The 15,565-nt window shown below is 60.1% G+C and carries 15 protein-coding genes; 5 read left to right on the top strand and 10 right to left on the bottom strand.

Features of this window, described 5'->3' with window-relative positions; translation table 11 throughout:
* Positions 1 to 399 precede the first annotated feature (399 nt).
* Positions 400 to 741: a surface attachment protein Sap1 gene (gene sap1, locus LPA36_RS08145; RefSeq protein WP_228875605.1), complete on the bottom strand. Its 342-nt coding sequence runs from the start codon at positions 739 to 741 to the stop codon at positions 400 to 402.
* Between the two features lie 663 nt (positions 742 to 1,404).
* Here sap1 and LPA36_RS08140 point away from each other — a divergent pair.
* On the top strand, positions 1,405 to 1,572 hold the full coding sequence (locus tag LPA36_RS08140; protein ID WP_228875604.1) for a hypothetical protein: 168 nt from the start codon (positions 1,405 to 1,407) through the stop codon (positions 1,570 to 1,572).
* A gap of 84 nt (positions 1,573 to 1,656) precedes the next feature.
* Here LPA36_RS08140 and LPA36_RS08135 read toward each other — a convergent pair whose 3' ends face one another.
* The 4 genes from LPA36_RS08135 to mnmE form a co-directional block, all read right to left on the bottom strand.
* Positions 1,657 to 2,304: a hypothetical protein gene (locus LPA36_RS08135; protein ID WP_228875603.1), complete on the bottom strand. Its 648-nt coding sequence runs from the start codon at positions 2,302 to 2,304 to the stop codon at positions 1,657 to 1,659.
* A complete protein-coding gene (locus tag LPA36_RS08130; RefSeq protein ID WP_228875602.1) occupies positions 2,301 to 2,732 on the bottom strand; it encodes a hypothetical protein in 432 nt (143 codons plus the stop codon). Before LPA36_RS08130 ends, LPA36_RS08135 begins: the two co-directional genes overlap by 4 nt.
* A 472-nt stretch (positions 2,733 to 3,204) precedes the next feature.
* A complete protein-coding gene (locus LPA36_RS08125; RefSeq protein ID WP_228875601.1) occupies positions 3,205 to 3,732 on the bottom strand; it encodes a BRO family protein in 528 nt (175 codons plus the stop codon).
* 221 nt (positions 3,733 to 3,953) lie between these two features.
* Positions 3,954 to 5,354 carry a tRNA uridine-5-carboxymethylaminomethyl(34) synthesis GTPase MnmE gene (mnmE, locus tag LPA36_RS08120; RefSeq protein ID WP_228875600.1) on the bottom strand — a complete coding sequence of 467 codons (1,401 nt, stop codon included), beginning with the start codon at positions 5,352 to 5,354 and terminating at the stop codon, positions 3,954 to 3,956.
* Between the two features lie 361 nt (positions 5,355 to 5,715).
* Between mnmE and LPA36_RS08115 the strand changes: the two genes are divergently transcribed.
* Positions 5,716 to 6,180, top strand: coding sequence for a transcriptional regulator (locus LPA36_RS08115; protein WP_228875599.1), 465 nt, complete (start codon positions 5,716 to 5,718; stop codon positions 6,178 to 6,180).
* Between the two features lie 99 nt (positions 6,181 to 6,279).
* Here LPA36_RS08115 and yidC read toward each other — a convergent pair whose 3' ends face one another.
* The 4 genes from yidC to rpmH all read right to left on the bottom strand — a co-directional run bounded on the left by yidC (position 6,280) and on the right by rpmH (position 8,956).
* Positions 6,280 to 7,950: a membrane protein insertase YidC gene (gene yidC / locus LPA36_RS08110; protein WP_228875598.1), complete on the bottom strand. Its 1,671-nt coding sequence runs from the start codon at positions 7,948 to 7,950 to the stop codon at positions 6,280 to 6,282.
* Positions 7,951 to 7,980: 30 nt separating this feature from the next.
* Positions 7,981 to 8,211 (bottom strand): membrane protein insertion efficiency factor YidD, encoded by a 231-nt coding sequence (gene yidD, locus LPA36_RS08105; protein WP_133661444.1) that lies wholly within the window; start codon positions 8,209 to 8,211, stop codon positions 7,981 to 7,983.
* 73 nt (positions 8,212 to 8,284) lie between these two features.
* Positions 8,285 to 8,797, bottom strand: a complete 513-nt coding sequence (gene rnpA / locus LPA36_RS08100; RefSeq protein WP_407674229.1) for a ribonuclease P protein component — start codon at positions 8,795 to 8,797, stop codon at positions 8,285 to 8,287.
* Positions 8,798 to 8,821: 24 nt separating this feature from the next.
* Positions 8,822 to 8,956, bottom strand: a complete 135-nt coding sequence (gene rpmH / locus LPA36_RS08095; RefSeq protein WP_004198824.1) for a 50S ribosomal protein L34 — start codon at positions 8,954 to 8,956, stop codon at positions 8,822 to 8,824.
* A 383-nt stretch (positions 8,957 to 9,339) separates the two neighbouring features.
* Between rpmH and dnaA the strand changes: the two genes are divergently transcribed.
* The 3 genes from dnaA to gyrB all read left to right on the top strand — a co-directional run bounded on the left by dnaA (position 9,340) and on the right by gyrB (position 14,827).
* The gene (dnaA, locus tag LPA36_RS08090; protein ID WP_228875596.1) at positions 9,340 to 10,893 is read left to right on the top strand and encodes a chromosomal replication initiator protein DnaA; all 1,554 of its coding nucleotides are present in this window, start codon (positions 9,340 to 9,342) and stop codon (positions 10,891 to 10,893) included.
* Positions 10,894 to 11,127: 234 nt separating this feature from the next.
* On the top strand, positions 11,128 to 12,231 hold the full coding sequence (gene dnaN, locus LPA36_RS08085) for a DNA polymerase III subunit beta (protein WP_228875595.1): 1,104 nt from the start codon (positions 11,128 to 11,130) through the stop codon (positions 12,229 to 12,231).
* A gap of 124 nt (positions 12,232 to 12,355) precedes the next feature.
* Complete coding sequence (gene gyrB, locus LPA36_RS08080; RefSeq protein ID WP_228875594.1) at positions 12,356 to 14,827, top strand: DNA topoisomerase (ATP-hydrolyzing) subunit B; 2,472 nt, start codon at positions 12,356 to 12,358, stop codon at positions 14,825 to 14,827.
* A gap of 291 nt (positions 14,828 to 15,118) precedes the next feature.
* Here the strand turns inward: gyrB and LPA36_RS08075 are convergent, their stop codons facing one another.
* A complete protein-coding gene (locus LPA36_RS08075) occupies positions 15,119 to 15,463 on the bottom strand; it encodes a helix-turn-helix domain-containing protein (RefSeq protein WP_228875593.1) in 345 nt (114 codons plus the stop codon).
* Between the last annotated feature and the right edge of the window lie 102 nt (positions 15,464 to 15,565).

The following is a 15,565-nucleotide window of genomic DNA, read 5'->3' as shown; positions in this document are numbered from 1 at the left end:
TTCCGACGAAGAACTCGCGCGTCGCCGAGCCGAATGGCAGGCGCCTGATTCGCCGAAGCGCGGTTACTACAAGCTCTACGTCGAACACGTCCTGCAGGCGGATCAGGGCGCGGATCTGGACTTCCTCGTGGGATCGAGCGGTGCACCGGTGCCGCGCGATTCCCATTGATTTTTCGTCGAGTCACCTGCGCTAACGAGAAGGCGCCATGCCGATGCGGCCCTGCCGCATCGGCTTTTTTAAACCCCATCTCGCAAACGCGCATAAACGCAAAATGGCCGGGCACGAATGCCAGGCCATTTTCTATTTGCGTCGAAGAATATGCGAAGCCGGATCACCCGGTCACGAAGCCGGGAAAGTCAGGCTATATGCGGATTCTGCGTTGCGCAGAATCCCGGGTCTTATTGCTTGATGAAGCGGTCGTTGGTCCAGAGTCCCTGGGTGTCGCCGTTGCCGGCATTCACAAACTCGACATCGTGACCCACGACGCGCACTACGCGGAAATCGGCATTTTCCGGCGTCGACAGACATTGATAGCCAGAGAAGAACTCCTGCATCTTCTGTTGCTCGCCCGCTTGCGCATGCTGATCGGCGGCGTCGAACTTGTCCTTCGACAGGCAGCCATATGAATTAGGCCGGAACTGGATTGTTTGCTGCGGCTTGATGACGACGTCCTGCGCCTGCGCGACAGAAACAGCAGCAAGGCCAGCGATCGCGAAAAGAACAGCAAAGTGCTTTTTCATGTTCAGCCTCCGTGCGGGATATTGCTCAGGTTAGCTATCTATTTAACTTCAGGGGGCACCCGCATCTTGCACTTTAGGAGAACTGCAAACGGACACAAGCACATCTTGTGTGCGCTCGCAACAGTGGCGAATTGTCGCAGGCGGTGCGACATTCGCAGCCGGCCGAAAAAGCGCGCGTAAACCCATGGGTGGGCGAATATTCGGCCGAATCAGCGTATCGGGCGTTGCGCTTTATCCAGCAAGCGTTTTAGGTGAATTGACCGAATCGATGGGAGGCATTAATTAAACGAACTACTAAGAATTATTACGAGTTTGTGCACCGCACACACATTTATTAATCCGAGGAATTAAAACACCGCGTGTATCGGGCTAGATGCAGAATAAAAAAGATGCCTGACGGGTTTTAGCGGACTTCTCGAACGCTTTCCGGGCATGCGGGAAACGGTGATGGCAGGCATGCGCGATGCTTCATCACGACCGTGGAGCGGGCAACACACTGCGCCGCTGAAACAACGAAGCAATGCGGCGCAAGCCTTACACGGGCGATTCAGTGACGACCGGTGACGGTCGGACGGCAAGTCGGAATGGCTGAAAATACAACGCTGGATGTGACGCCTACAATTGAACGATGGAACAGCCGCTCCGCTGATCCTGGAGGCTACCGTGATTGAGAATCTCATCCTTGGCGCGTTTCTGGTCGTCCCGTTACTGATCGTCGCGTTCCTGTTTTCCGATGAACTCTGGCAGGAGCGGCATCTGGAGGCCCGCCTGGCGCGTTCGAGGCGCATGAACTGGCGCCATCCATTGCGCAGCTTGAAGCATCGTCATTGAACAGCCCGGCATGCCGGGATCGCAGTGGGATGGATTGAGTGACCGACAGCGTGTGCACTTGAATGCCGCAGGGCCGTTGCGCATTTACCTGCGCCTGCCCGGGGGCCGGCCGGCGCGTGGAGAGTTGGTCATTGTCCTGCGGTCTTCGGCGCCGAATGTCAGTTCGACTGCCTGAATCGTCTTGTCCAGCAGCCGCAGCACGAGCGGGATGCTGTATCCAAGGAGAAATGGCACAAGCGCCGTCAGGCCTGCGGTTTTGTCCGGTTTGCCCGCAGCGGCGGTGAGCGACTCCAGGAACTGGCCGATTTCAGGAAAGAGCGTTAGCGACAGGACGGTGCTGAAAAGGCAACCCAGCATCGTTCGCCCGACGACTTCGAAGAAATCCGAAGTGTTCAGCGTTTGCTGCGGCACCAGCTTCAACAGGTGCAGGAAAGCGTTGGCTACTGCGCCTAACCCGCCGAGCGAAAACGACCAGAGCACGATCAGAAGCACGCTGAACCGGTGCACGGGTACGGTCATGAAAACCGGGATCGCGAGTTCCGCGATCATCAGCGCAAGGAAAATCACGCTTCCCCAGCACACGAACGCCTTCACGCGGGCATTGGTGCGCGCGGCTTCCGCGATGGCCTCTCGGCGAAAATCGTTGATGCTCAACCCGTCGCCCAGACGCGTCAGGATCTTGATGTATTCGTCGAGTTGCGCCCGCGCGTCGGGTGGCGGCCGGCCGGTCACAGGTCCTCCATACTTGGGGCGGGAGAGTCGCCTGCGCCTGGATAGTCCCTGGAATACACCGTTTCGGCGGGCAATTCCTCTTCCATGATGAGGCGTTCGGTCAGCCTGGCGAGGCCTTCCAGGACTTCGGACGGCACTTCGACGCCCGTACCCAGCAAAAAGGTTTTGAACCGGTTGGCGGCTTCGAGATCGTCGAGGTACTGGATCGTCATCTCCGCCTCCGTCCGGGCGGCGATGTAGGCCTCTTTGGGTACAGATGCCGGATCCGGCCACGAAGGCGCATCGGTTGCGGCCTGAAGCGTTTCTTCTTCTTCTTCGGCACGGCGCCGCTGTGCGCGGGCGCGGCCACCGCGCGCCTTTCGCCTGTCCGGTTCAGTGTCCGGAACCCGCTCGGGGGCGCGTTCCGGTTCTTCTTCTTCGATGCTCATATGTCCGCCCGGCGTCTCGCTTAATAGGGACACTATAGGTGACGGGGTCCCAACCGCCAAAGTCAGGCGGTGGATGGCGGCGGCGCCGGATTTGAATCGCTCGGGTTTGGGGACCGATGCGTCTGGTGGAACCCCCGGCTGAGGCGCGGCGGGCTATGTCGTCCCGGACAGGCGGAGTCAGGCGCGGTTTGATCTGTCAACAAGCAACAGGCCGCTCATTTCTCCAATTTTTTCTGTGCGCGCTCGAGTTGCTGGATGCTGACTCCAGGCGTCGGGAGCGCCTCCGGCATGGTGCCGCCGAGTTCTCGAATTGTTTGACGTACCTTGCTTCCCACCTCGAAGTGGGTCTGGTTTGCCCTCTGCTTTCCGCTTACGCCGTCGCGCCGGAGTTTCTCTTCGGTCTGTGTAGCGCGGAAAAGGTTTGCTGCCAACTCCGTGCTTGCCATGTGATCGAGGATTTTTTGGCTCTTCTTCAGGCCTTTACGCGAATGAATTTCCCTGGCTCCCAGACCACCGTAACAGGCCGCGGTAGCCATGGTCCTGGAACACGGCGTAGTCGACGGGAGTCTCCACGCCCGCACCGCGTGCCGCAGCCCTCCGACATCCCCGCAAACGCCTTTTCGTCACCGAGTTCCTGGCGACGCGTCTGAAGCGCAAAATACGTCTGCCCGTTCGCAATGACGGGTTTTGACGGATCACCGTTCTGGACGATCAGGTAGCACGCGTACCGGGACAGCGTGTAGTCAGAGATCCCACGTTTTGCCCCCGAGCCAAGCACAACCATTTTGGTGACTCCACCGAAATGGTCTCGTACAGGATGGCCGGACCTGTCGCAGGCAACCTTTGCTTTTTCGATGACCTGGAGGAAGTTGCGCCAATCTTGATAATCGAGCAACGGCGCGAGTTCACGTGCGAACCAGAACTCGGAATCATCTTCGTTGAGCTGCTTGATGCTCTCGAATGTGCGGTGCTGCAACGCAGCGACGGATTTGGTGTTCAACGCTCGTGACTCCCCGGAGACGCTGCGCGGTTAGAGGGGTGGCAAAGCTTGGGCAGTGCTTGCGGAAGATTGTACTGTGTTTTTGTACAGGGGAAGCCGTCGAGACAGGATTACAGGGCTGTGAATTGCAGAGGCTTGGCAAACGTGAGAGCAGGAGCCAAGCCAGAGGAAGGATTGAGGCGATCTTCCTGTGAAAACCTTGGACGTCAGCTGCCAACAGGCTATTTTCCAATACAGAACCGGCTGAAAATGACCCCAAGCAGATCATCGGAAGTGAACTCACCGGTGATCGAATTCAACTGCTCCTGGGCGAGCCGAAGTTCCTCGGCGAACAGATCGAGCGCCTGCGCATTCTGGTCAGCGTGCTGGGCCGCTGTGCCGAGATGTTCCTGCGCCGCGCGCAGTGCAATGAGATGTCGCTCGCGGGCCAGATACACGCTCTCCGCGCCAGCCTGCCATCCGGCGATACGCAGCAACTCAGCGCGCAAGAGCGAGATACCATCCGCCTTTTTCGCCGACAGCCTCACCTCGCGCAGATCGCTGCCTCCGGTGTCGTCGAGCGTCGTAACCGAGGGCGCAACGTCCGTCAGGTCAGTCTTGTTCATCACACGCACGACTGGCACGCCCGCCGGAAAACGCGCGGCGATCGGTCCGTCTTCCGGAGTCATACCCTCGCGTGCATCAAGCAAATGCAGCACGACATCCGCGCGCTCGATCTCGCTCCACGTACGCGCGATGCCGATTTTTTCGACTTCGTCTTCCGTTTCGCGCAGGCCAGCGGTATCGATCACGTGCAGCGGGATGCCCTCGATCTGGATCGTCTGTGTGACCTTGTCGCGTGTCGTGCCGGCGATCGGCGTGACGATGGCCAGTTCCGCGCCCGCGAGCGCGTTCAGCAACGACGACTTGCCGACGTTCGGCTGGCCCGCCAGCACCACCGACAACCCTTCGCGCAGCAACGCGCCCTGACGCGCCTCACTCAACACATCGGCCAGCCGCTCGCGGATACGCGAGAGCTTGCCGCGGGCGTCGGCTGCCTCCAGAAAGTCGATCTCTTCTTCGGGGAAATCGAGCGTGGCTTCGACGAGCATACGCAGCGTGATGACCTCGTCGACCAGCGCATGAATGTCGCGCGAAAATGCGCCTTCGAGCGAGCGGCCGGCTGAGCGCGCGGCGGCCTCGGTGCTCGCCTCGATCAGATCGGCAACGGCTTCCGCCTGCGCCAGATCCAGCTTGTCGTTGAGAAACGCACGGCGGGTGAATTCGCCAGGCTCCGCGAGCCGCAACCCAAATGCGCGACCCGCATCGATACAGCGCTGCAGCACGAGTTGCAACACGATGGGACCACCGTGGCCCTGCAGTTCGAGGACATGCTCGCCGGTGTAGGAATGCGGCGCCGGAAAGTAAAGCGCGATGCCGCGGTCGAGCGCGTTGCCGCCGCCATCGAGAAACGGCACATAGCTCGCATGACGCGGTGCCAGCGACTGACCGGTGAGCGCCAGCATCAGCGGTTCGGCAGCGGCCTCACCGGCGCGGCCGAAGGAGATCCGGACGACCCCGATCCCGCCGCGTCCGGGCGCAGTGGCGATGGCAACGATGGGATCGGAATCGGTAGTGAGCATGATGGCAAACGAAGAAAAAACCGGGGAAAACACGTCGCGTGGCGAGGATCGCAAGGCGCCAGGCATTGTAACGTGCGCGTCCCGCCCGCCTCCGCCTGTCATACGAAATCGGGCCTCGGCCGGAGGGCCTAAGACAATTCTCGATTTATCTTAATCGGGATAGGTCTCCTGGGCCCAAGATCGCGTTTTCAGCGCTGGCGTGGGCATGGCCCATTCCTGAAGATGGCCAGATGCTTGCTGGATGGCTGTGCCAAACGCGCTGAACCGGATGATGCCGACAAGACGCCATTCAATACGATCGAGCTAAATTTATCGCGCGAGGTTGTCAGCAGGTGGGGAGCACAACGGCACAATCTCGCGCATGCCCACGATCGAAGAAAAAACGGCTTTTGCCGAGCGTCTGAAATTCGCGATGAACCGCGCACCGGAAAAACTGCGGGGCGGCACGGATCTCGCGCTGCATTTCAACCTGCGCCACCGGGGCGCGCATCCGGTCTCGCCGCAGACAGTCCACAAGTGGCTCAGCGCGCGCACGATCCCGACCAACGACAAACTGCAGACACTCGCCGAGTGGTTCAAGGTCGACCTGCACTGGCTGCACTACGGGCCGGCGCCCGTCGAAGCGTCGCGCGAGGTGCCGTTGCTTCCACCGCCGGCCGCCGCGACGGGGCTTTCTACCGAGGCGCTGGAGTTGTCCGCGAAAATCGAGGCGTTGAAGCCGCATCACCGGTATCTGATTCACGAACTCGTCGCCCAGTTTTACGGCGACGCGTGCAGCCGCCTGAGCAGTCAAAGCCAGCCACCGCCGACTGGCGATTCACGCTAATCCAGAGGCATAAAAAAAGCCGCCCGGCGCAAACCGGGCGGCTTTCTTCGCTTGTTTCATCGTGAACGGCCGCGATCGCCGCCGTTCACGCTACCGGCCTCAGGCAGCTTTCTTCGTGCCCTGACCCATCATGCGCGTGATGTAGTACTGCTGCGCGATCGAGAGCACGTTGTTCACCACGTAGTACAGCACGAGGCCGGCCGGGAAGAAGAAGAACATGACCGAGAACGCGATCGGCATGAACATCATCATCTTGGCTTGAACCGGATCCGGCGGCGTCGGATTCAGACGCGTTTGCAGGAACATCGAAACGGCCATCAGCACCGGCAGGATGAAGAACGGATCCTGCTGCGACAGATCGTGAATCCAGAGAACCCACGGCGCGCCGCGCATTTCCACCGAAGACAGCAGCACCCAGTACAGCGAGATGAACACCGGAATCTGGATTACGACCGGCAGACAGCCGCCGAACGGATTCACCTTCTCGGTCTTGTACAGCTCCATCAGCGCCGAGTTCATCTTCTGCGGATCGCCCTTGAAGCGTTCGCGCAGCGCCTGCATGCGCGGCGTGATCGCCTTCATGCGCGCCATCGACTTGTAGCTCGCCGCCGACAGCGGGAAAAACACGGCCTTGATCAGCAGCGTCAGCAGCACGATCGACCAGCCCCAGTTGCCGACATAGCTGTGGATCTTTTCGAGCAGCCAGAAAAGCGGCTTCGCGATGATCGTGACCCAGCCGTAGTCCTTCACGAGTTCCAGACCCGGCGCGATGCCTTCGAGCATGCGCTCTTCTTCCGGACCGGCGAAAAGACGCGACTGCACGTCAACCGACTGTCCCGGCGCGATCGTCGCAACCGGCTGCTTTACGCCAACGCGGTAGAGCGTCGGATCGACCTTCTCGACGTAGATATCGCGCTTCGCGCCCTGTGTGGGAATCCATGCCGATGCGAAGTAATGCTGCACCATCGCGATCCAGCCGTTGTCGGCGGAAGGCGCGAACGTTGCCTTGTTCTTGTCGATGTCGCTGAAGTCGATCTTCTGGAAGTGATGCTGTTCCGTGTAGACCGCCGGCCCGATGAACGTGTGCGAGAAGCGCGGCGTTTCGACCGGCTGGCTGTCGCGCACGAGTTCCATGTACAGCGTGGGCGAAACCGGCGTCGTGCCGACGTTCACGATTTTCGTGTCGACGCCGATCACGTAGCTGCCGCGCGTGAACGTGTATGTCTTCACGACCTTCACGCCGCCCTTCACCGGCGATTCGAAGCTGACCTGGAACGACTTCGCGTCGCCGGTCAGTTCGTGCGGCTGGCCTGCAACCGGCGTGTAGATGTCGTTATGGTTCGGGAAATCGCCGCCCAGCAGACCCGTGCGCGCCAGATACGTATGCGTCGCGGTGTGGTCGAAGAGCGTGATGTAGAGGTCCGGCTGCTTGCCGTCGCCTTCCTTCACCAGCGAAAGCTTCGACAGCGTGCCGCCACGCGTGTCGATTTCGCCGTCATAGACGTCGGTACGGAAGTGGACCAGCTGGGCCGCTGCCTGCGCTGCGGGCGCGGTTGCGCCGCCCGGCGCGGCGCCGGTTGCGGCCTGCGGCAGATCAGCGCCTTGCGTGCCCGGCGTGGTCGTGCCCGGTGCTGCGCCCGGAGCGGTCTTCGTGGCCGACGTGTTCGGGAAGAACATCGACGGACGTCCGTGGTCGCGTTGCCAGTTGTCGAACAGCATGACCGCTGACATGAAGAAGATGACCCATAGGACGGTGCGTTTAATATCCATGCGTTGTCTCAGTGTCGATGGAACGGCGCGTCAGCGCTTTTCAGAAGTGGGAGGCGGGACGAGATCGATGCCGCCCGCAGAAAACGGATGGCAGCGGCACAGGCGCCTGGCGGCGAGGTAAGTTCCACGCGCGGCGCCATGATACTGGATTGCTTCGCGCGCGTAATCCGAACAGGAAGGATAAAAGCGGCACCGGCTGCCGAGCAGAGGGCTCACGGCAACCTTGTAGAAACGCAGTAAAGCGAAAAGTACCGTCTGCATGGCAACTGCGGCCAGACCGCGCCGCGGTGTGTGGAGAAGCAACCGGCGCCAGCGCGAATGAACGGCGCTGGCGTCATTCCGTCGCGGGCACGTCGGGCTTTGCGGGCGTTTCGGCCGGCGGCGCCTGGCGGCGGGCGATTTCGCGAGCCGCCTTATCGAGCAATGCGTCAATTTCGCTGCGGCACAGCGTTTTCAACGGTGGCGACGCCGCCGCGGGCATCGCCTTCCGGTCGAACTTCGTGTGCAGCCGCAGCAGCACGTCCCAACCGCCGAACTCCGCACGACGCAGCCGAAAAGCTTCACGCGCGAGGCGACGCACCAGATTGCGGGTCACCGCGCGCGGCGCATATTTCTTGCCGATCACGAGACCGAGGCGCGCTTCGTTGCCCGTCGGCCTGCCGTAGACGACAAAATGAGCCGACCGGCGCCACGGGCGCAAACGAAAAACGGATGAAAATTCATCCGTTTTCAGTAGCCTTGCGGCTTTGGGAAAGGCGGCTTGCGCTCGCAACGGAACCGAGCCCTGATGCGGCGCCCCTGCCGTTCCCGCAGCGCTGGCGTCGCGGGCGTCTGACACAGCGCGCAATGGTCGCAAACCTGCGCTTCAGCCTTAGATGGCGAGGCGCTTGCGGCCCTTCGCGCGGCGAGCGTTGATCACCTTGCGGCCACCGGCGGTCTTCATGCGGACGCGAAAGCCGTGGGTACGCTTGCGACGGGTAACGGAAGGTTGGTAAGTACGTTTCATGTTGCTCTCACTTGACAGAGAAATAACCGCGCGAGCATCGCGGAAAGTGCAATGGCCGGTGGTTCAAAAATTGGTTTTCGCGGAACCCGCTATTTAAACCGGTTTTCTCTTGGTCGTCAATAGTTTAGAGCGGTGATCCACAGGCTGGACATGCGCTCACCGCTTGATCGGTCCCTGTGGATAACTCCCTTTGCGGACGTTTTTGGCGGTAGAATCTCGCCTTACTTCCCAAAAATCATGCACGCCGCTCCGGCCCGCTTGCCCTGCCCAAACCCTTGTGGCACAAGCATCTGGAGCCTGTCCGCTCGGCTGTACCGGGCCTTGTCACGAAATTCGCGGCGAGGGCGGCCGCGGGCCGCTGTGCTTAAAATTACAGCAACTCGATGAATGATTTCTGGCAACACTGTTCGGCACTGCTAGAGCGCGAGCTGACGCCCCAGCAGTACGTGACGTGGATCAAACCGTTGGCTCCGGTCGCCTTCGACGCCACTGCAAATACCCTGCGCATTGCTGCGCCCAACCGTTTCAAGCTCGACTGGGTCAAGAGCCAGTTCTCGGGCCGGATTTCCGATCTGGCCCGCGATTTCTGGCAGGCGCCGGTCGATGTTCAATTCGTTCTCGACCCGAAGGCCGGCTTGCGCGCGCCCGCGCCGCAGGCGCCGTCGCGCCCGATGTCGCAGATGAACTCCGGTGCTGCGGCCGTCGATGCCGCGGTGAGCGCCGTCCAGGCTGCACACGCCACGCGCATCGGTAACGCCAACGCTGCCGCACAGGCGGCCGGCATGCACGCCGCTGATGATCACGCCGATCTCGACCTTCCGAGCCTCGACGCCAACGAGGCCGCCGCTGCGCGCCGCACGTGGCGTCCGGGCTCGGGTGCCGGCAACGGCAATGGCGAAAACGACTCGATGTACGAGCGCTCGAAGCTGAACCCGGTGCTCACATTCGACAACTTCGTGACCGGCAAGGCGAACCAGCTCGCGCGCGCCGCGGCGATCCAGGTCGCGGACAATCCGGGCATCTCGTATAACCCGCTGTTCCTGTACGGCGGCGTCGGTCTCGGCAAGACTCACCTGATTCACGCGATCGGCAACCAGTTGTTGATGGACAAGGCCGGTGCGCGTATCCGCTACATCCACGCGGAACAATATGTGTCCGACGTCGTGAAGGCTTACCAGCGCAAGGCGTTCGACGACTTCAAGCGTTATTACCACTCGCTCGACCTGCTGCTGATCGACGATATCCAGTTCTTCTCCGGCAAGTCGCGCACGCAGGAAGAATTCTTCTACGCGTTCGAGGCGCTCGTCGCGAACAAGGCGCAGGTGATCATCACGAGCGATACGTATCCGAAGGAAATCTCGGGTATCGACGACCGCCTGATCTCGCGCTTCGATTCCGGCCTGACCGTCGCGATCGAGCCGCCCGAGCTGGAAATGCGCGTCGCGATCTTGATGCGCAAGGCGCAGTCCGAAGGCGTGAGCCTGAATGAAGATGTTGCGTTCTTCGTCGCGAAGCACCTGCGTTCCAACGTGCGCGAACTCGAAGGCGCGCTGCGCAAGATCCTCGCGTATTCGAAGTTCCACGGGCGCGAAATCTCGATCGAAGTCACGAAAGAAGCGCTCAAGGATCTGCTGACGGTGCAGAACCGCCAGATTTCAGTGGAAAACATCCAGAAAACGGCCGCCGACTTCTACAACATCAAGGTCGCGGACATGTATTCGAAGAAGCGTCCCGCGAATATCGCGCGTCCGCGGCAGATCGCGATGTATCTGGCGAAGGAGCTGACGCAGAAGAGCTTGCCGGAAATCGGCGAGCTGTTTGGCGGGCGCGATCACACCACCGTGCTGCACGCGGTGCGCAAGATCGCCGACGAGCGCAGCAAGGACGCGCAGCTGAACCACGAGTTGCACGTCCTGGAGCAGACGCTCAAGGGATAAATGCAGGATTGAGTGCGTGAGCGGCGAAATCCGCTCTGTTTATTGCGGAACTCGCCCCCATTTTAGTGGAGCGGTTCCGTTTTAAGGCACAATACAGGTTTAACCGCCCGGCGGCCGCGGGCGGATTTCACGCCGTGACTGGCGCAGCGTGGCGCCAGCCAGCGGGGGGCGGGGCCCACGCGCATCAAAGCTGCCGGACGAGGCGCGCAGGCCGTCACATAACGAAGGAACTCTATGCAACTGGTCAAGACCGAACGCGATAACCTCCTCAGGCCGCTGCAAACTGTGAGCGGCATCGTAGAACGCCGCCATACGTTGCCGATCCTCGCCAATTTGCTGATTACCAAGAACGGCCCGGACGTATCGTTCCTGTCGACGGACCTCGAGCTTCAGATCACCACGCACGCCGATTTCGGCGTCGGCGGCGAATCGGTTGCCACCACCGTCGCCGCGCGCAAGCTGCTCGACATCCTGCGCGCGATGCCCGACGGGCAGGTGACGCTCACGTTGAACGACAAGCGTCTGACGGTGCAATCCGGCAAGAGCCGCTTCGCGCTCCAAACGCTGGCCGCCGACGAGTTTCCGACGGTCGCTCAAGCTAGAGACTTCGGCGCGAACCTGGTGGTTCCCCAGAAGACGTTCCGCCAGTTGCTTGGCATGGTCCATTTCTCGATGGCGCAGCAGGACATCCGTTACTACCTGAACGGCATGCTGCTCGTCGTCGACGGCGACCAGTTGATGGCGGTTGCGACCGACGGTCACCGTCTGGCGTTTTCGTCGATGAAGATTGAAGGGTCGTTTGCGCGTCAGGAAGTGATCATCCCGCGCAAGACGATTCTCGAACTGCAGCGTCTGCTCGAAGACATCGACGACACGCTGAAGATCGACATCGCGCCGACGCAGGTGAAGTTCACGTTCGGTCAGGTCGAACTGGTGTCGAAGCTGGTGGAAGGCAAGTTCCCCGACTTCCAGCGTGTGATTCCGAAGACGCACAAGAACAAGTTTGTGATCGGCCGAGAAGAGCTGCAGCGCTCGCTCCAGCGCGCGGCAATTCTGACGTCGGACAAATTCAAGGGCGTGCGCTGCATCATCGAGCCGGGCCAGCTGAAGATCATGTCCACCAACGCCGATCAGGAAGAGGCGCAGGAAGAACTGGAAATTGCTTACACCGGCGATAGCGTCGATATCGGGTTCAACGTCACGTATCTGCTCGACGTGCTCGCGAACCTGAAGGTCGACATGCTGGAAGTGAGCCTTGGCGACGCAAGTTCCAGCGCGCTGATCACGATTCCCGAGAACGAGGAATTCAAGTACGTCGTGATGCCGATGCGTATCTAGAGCGTTCGACAACCAGATGACACCAAGGGGCGCAGTGCCCCTTTGGCGTTTTTATGGTGTTTTGAAAAGTCCCGAGCAGTAACGAAGCAGCAATGCAGCAGTAACGCAGAACCGGAAAAAATCCATGACTGAACTGAACAATTCGCAACCCGATAACAGCTACGGCGCCTCGTCCATTCAGATCCTCGAAGGTCTGGAGGCGGTGCGCAAGCGGCCTGGGATGTACATCGGCGATACGTCGGACGGCACCGGTCTGCATCACCTCGTATTCGAAGTGCTGGACAACTCGATCGACGAAGCGCTCGCCGGCCACTGTAACGACATCCAGGTGATCATCCACGCGGATAACTCGATCTCGATCACCGACAACGGCCGCGGCGTGCCGACCGGCCTCAAGATAGACGACAAGCACGATCCGAAGCGCAGCGCCGCTGAAATCGTGATGACCGAGCTGCATGCGGGCGGCAAGTTCGACCAGAACAGCTACAAGGTGTCCGGCGGCCTGCACGGCGTGGGCGTGTCGTGCGTGAACGCGCTTTCCGCGTGGCTGCGCCTTGTGGTGCGTCGTGACGGCAAGAAGCACTTCATGGAGTTCCATCGTGGCGTGCCGCAGAACCGCGTGATCGAAGAGATCAACGGCGTGGCCGTGTCGCCGATCCAGGTGGTGGGCGATACGGAAAACCGCGGCACCGAAGTGCACTTCATGGCCGACGAGACGATTTTCGGCAACGTCGAATACCACTACGACATTCTCGCGAAGCGTATTCGCGAGCTGTCGTTCCTGAATAACGGCGTGCGTATCCGTTTGATGGATCAGCGTTCGGGCAAGGAAGAAGATTTCGCGTTCGTGGGCGGCGTGAAGGGTTTCGTCGAGTACATCAACAAGACGAAGTCCGTGCTGCACCCGACGATTTTCCACGTGAGCGGCGAGAAGGACGGCGTGGGCGTCGAAGTGGCGATGCAGTGGAACGACAGCTACAACGAGAACGTGCTGTGCTTCACGAACAACATTCCGCAGCGCGACGGCGGCACTCACTTGACCGGCCTGCGTGCGGCGATGACGCGCGTGCTGAACAAGTACATCGCCGATCACGAAGTGGCGAAGAAGGCGAAGGTCGAGACTTCGGGCGACGACATGCGCGAAGGGCTTTCGTGCGTGCTTTCGGTGAAGGTGCCGGAGCCGAAGTTCAGCGCGCAGACGAAGGACAAGCTGGTTTCTTCCGAAGTGCGCGCGCCGGTTGAAGATGTGGTCGCGAAGGCGCTTGAAGAATTCCTGCTGGAAACGCCGAACGACGCGAAGATCATTTGCGGCAAGATCGTCGACGCTGCGCGTGCGCGCGATGCGGCGCGCAAGGCGCGTGAAATGACGCGACGCAAGGGCGTGCTGGATGGCGTTGGTTTGCCGGGCAAACTCGCGGATTGCCAGGAGAAGGATCCGGCGAAGTCGGAAATCTATATCGTCGAGGGTGACTCGGCAGGCGGCTCAGCGAAGCAGGGGCGTGACCGGAAGTTCCAGGCAATTCTGCCGCTGCGCGGCAAGGTGCTGAACGTCGAGAAGGCACGCTACGACAAGCTGCTTTCTTCGGAACAGCTCGTGACGCTGATTACCGCGCTGGGCTGCGGGATTGGCAAGGACGATTACAACCTCGACAAGCTGCGTTATCACCGCATCATCATCATGACCGATGCTGACGTGGACGGCGCGCACATCCGTACGCTGCTGCTCACGTTCTTCTATCGTCAGATGCCGGAGATGATCGAGCGCGGGTACATCTATATCGCGCAGCCGCCTTTGTACAAGGTTAAGGCGGGTAAGGATGAGCGGTATCTTAAGGATGCTGCTGATTTGAACGCGCACATGTTGAAGCTTGCTTTGAATGGCTCGGAATTGTTGCCTTCGGAAGGTGCGACGCCGATTGCTGGGGATGCTTTGGGTGAGTTGGCGCGGTCTTATCTCTTGGCGCAGGCGGTGGTTGATCGGTTGAGCCGGTTGTATGACGCTGGCGCGCTTGAGGCTGTGATGGATGGGGTTTTGATTGACCTCTCCAGCGAGGCTTCCACAGAAGCATCCGCCAAGGCCCTTGAGGCCAAGCTGCGGGATGATCCTTTGAAGCCTGAGGTGACGGTGTCGTCGATGTATGACCCGGTGCGTGAGTTGCGTTCGCTTAAGGTTTCAAGGACGCATCACGGCAATCAGAAGGTTTCGGTTCTCGACGAAGAGTTTCAGTTGACCGCTGACTACCAGCAGCTTGTTAACACCGCTAATACGTTCAAGGGATTGATCGGTAATGGTGCGGTTATCAAGCGTGGTGAGCGGAGTATGGCTGTTAGCGACTTCAAGAGTGCGATGAAGTGGCTGATTGCTGATGCTGAGCGCAACGTCTCGAAGCAGCGTTATAAGGGCCTCGGTGAGATGAATCCCGGCCAGCTCTGGGAAACGACGATGGATCCGGCTGTGCGTCGTTTGCTCCGTGTGCAGATCGAGGATGCTATTGCTGCTGATGGGATCTTCACCACCTTGATGGGCGACGATGTTGAGCCGCGCCGGGCTTTCATTGAGTCGAATGCGTTGAGGGCGGGGAATATCGACGTGTGAGGTGTAGTGTAGCGGGAGCCATAACCTGAGATTTTGAGAAGCATCCACTGAGATATTTATTGGTGGATGCGCTCCGATAGCTCGGGTGAGTGGCCCTAATTGACGTCACAGCCTCAGAAGTGACGGCCGCTGTGCGCTGAGGTGGCGGCCACTTTCTCCGTCGCGGCAACAATTGTGGCGTGGCTTTTCAGCCCGACGTGTCCTGCCTTCCCCGGACTGCGGTTCTCGCCTGTGCTTCAACCCAATCTATAGAAAGCCATTCCGCCGGAGATAGCACCGCCCAACTCCCGCCTACAAAACCTTACGGAGTAAGGCGTACAAGAGAGGGACGCTGAGGATGACTTCAGCGTCCCTACGCGTCGCACTCAACACTTCCATCTCGCGAATGGACTTCGGCGCTCGGGGAACGAAAAGCTCTGCCAGACTATCGACCAGACCGAGGACCATGACGACCCGCACGATGGACTCAAGCGATACCTGCTGCTTGCTCTCCAGATTTTTTATGGTTCCTCGCGATAGTCCTGCTCTTGCGGCTACTTCATCTTGCGACAGATTCTGTATCAGCCGCTGCTGTCGCAGCCGTTCGCATAGTTCGCCACATATTTCCCGCGAAGTGGCAAGCTCAAAGGTCAACATAATATCCTTTGAAATCAAAATTCTTGTTCAATGGTTAATAATTTAGCCGTTAACGATAGTCAGCCCCCTCCCATTCACTTCTCCCGGTGATTCGGTTCGAAA

This window comes from Paraburkholderia saeva (assembly GCF_907164555.1).
GTDB classification, from domain to species: Bacteria; Pseudomonadota; Gammaproteobacteria; order Burkholderiales; family Burkholderiaceae; genus Paraburkholderia; species Paraburkholderia saeva.
The sequence above is the reverse complement of the archived record's forward strand: the minus strand, read 5'-3'. Positions and strand labels throughout refer to the sequence as shown.

Bases quoted from the DNA above. Each gene is read 5' to 3' on its own strand.
- rpmH (WP_004198824.1), bottom strand. From the start codon at position 8,956: ATGAAACGTACTTACCAACCTTCCGTTACCCGTCGCAAGCGTACCCAC.
- LPA36_RS08075 (WP_228875593.1), bottom strand. From the start codon at position 15,463: ATGTTGACCTTTGAGCTTGCCACTTCGCGGGAAATATGTGGCGAACTA.
- dnaA (WP_228875596.1), top strand. From the start codon at position 9,340: ATGAATGATTTCTGGCAACACTGTTCGGCACTGCTAGAGCGCGAGCTG.
- dnaN (WP_228875595.1), top strand. From the start codon at position 11,128: ATGCAACTGGTCAAGACCGAACGCGATAACCTCCTCAGGCCGCTGCAA.
- mnmE (WP_228875600.1), bottom strand. From the start codon at position 5,354: ATGCTCACTACCGATTCCGATCCCATCGTTGCCATCGCCACTGCGCCC.
- sap1 (WP_228875605.1), bottom strand. From the start codon at position 741: ATGAAAAAGCACTTTGCTGTTCTTTTCGCGATCGCTGGCCTTGCTGCT.
- LPA36_RS08130 (WP_228875602.1), bottom strand. From the start codon at position 2,732: ATGAGCATCGAAGAAGAAGAACCGGAACGCGCCCCCGAGCGGGTTCCG.
- yidD (WP_133661444.1), bottom strand. From the start codon at position 8,211: ATGCAGACGGTACTTTTCGCTTTACTGCGTTTCTACAAGGTTGCCGTG.
- yidC (WP_228875598.1), bottom strand. From the start codon at position 7,950: ATGGATATTAAACGCACCGTCCTATGGGTCATCTTCTTCATGTCAGCG.
- LPA36_RS08115 (WP_228875599.1), top strand. From the start codon at position 5,716: ATGCCCACGATCGAAGAAAAAACGGCTTTTGCCGAGCGTCTGAAATTC.
- gyrB (WP_228875594.1), top strand. From the start codon at position 12,356: ATGACTGAACTGAACAATTCGCAACCCGATAACAGCTACGGCGCCTCG.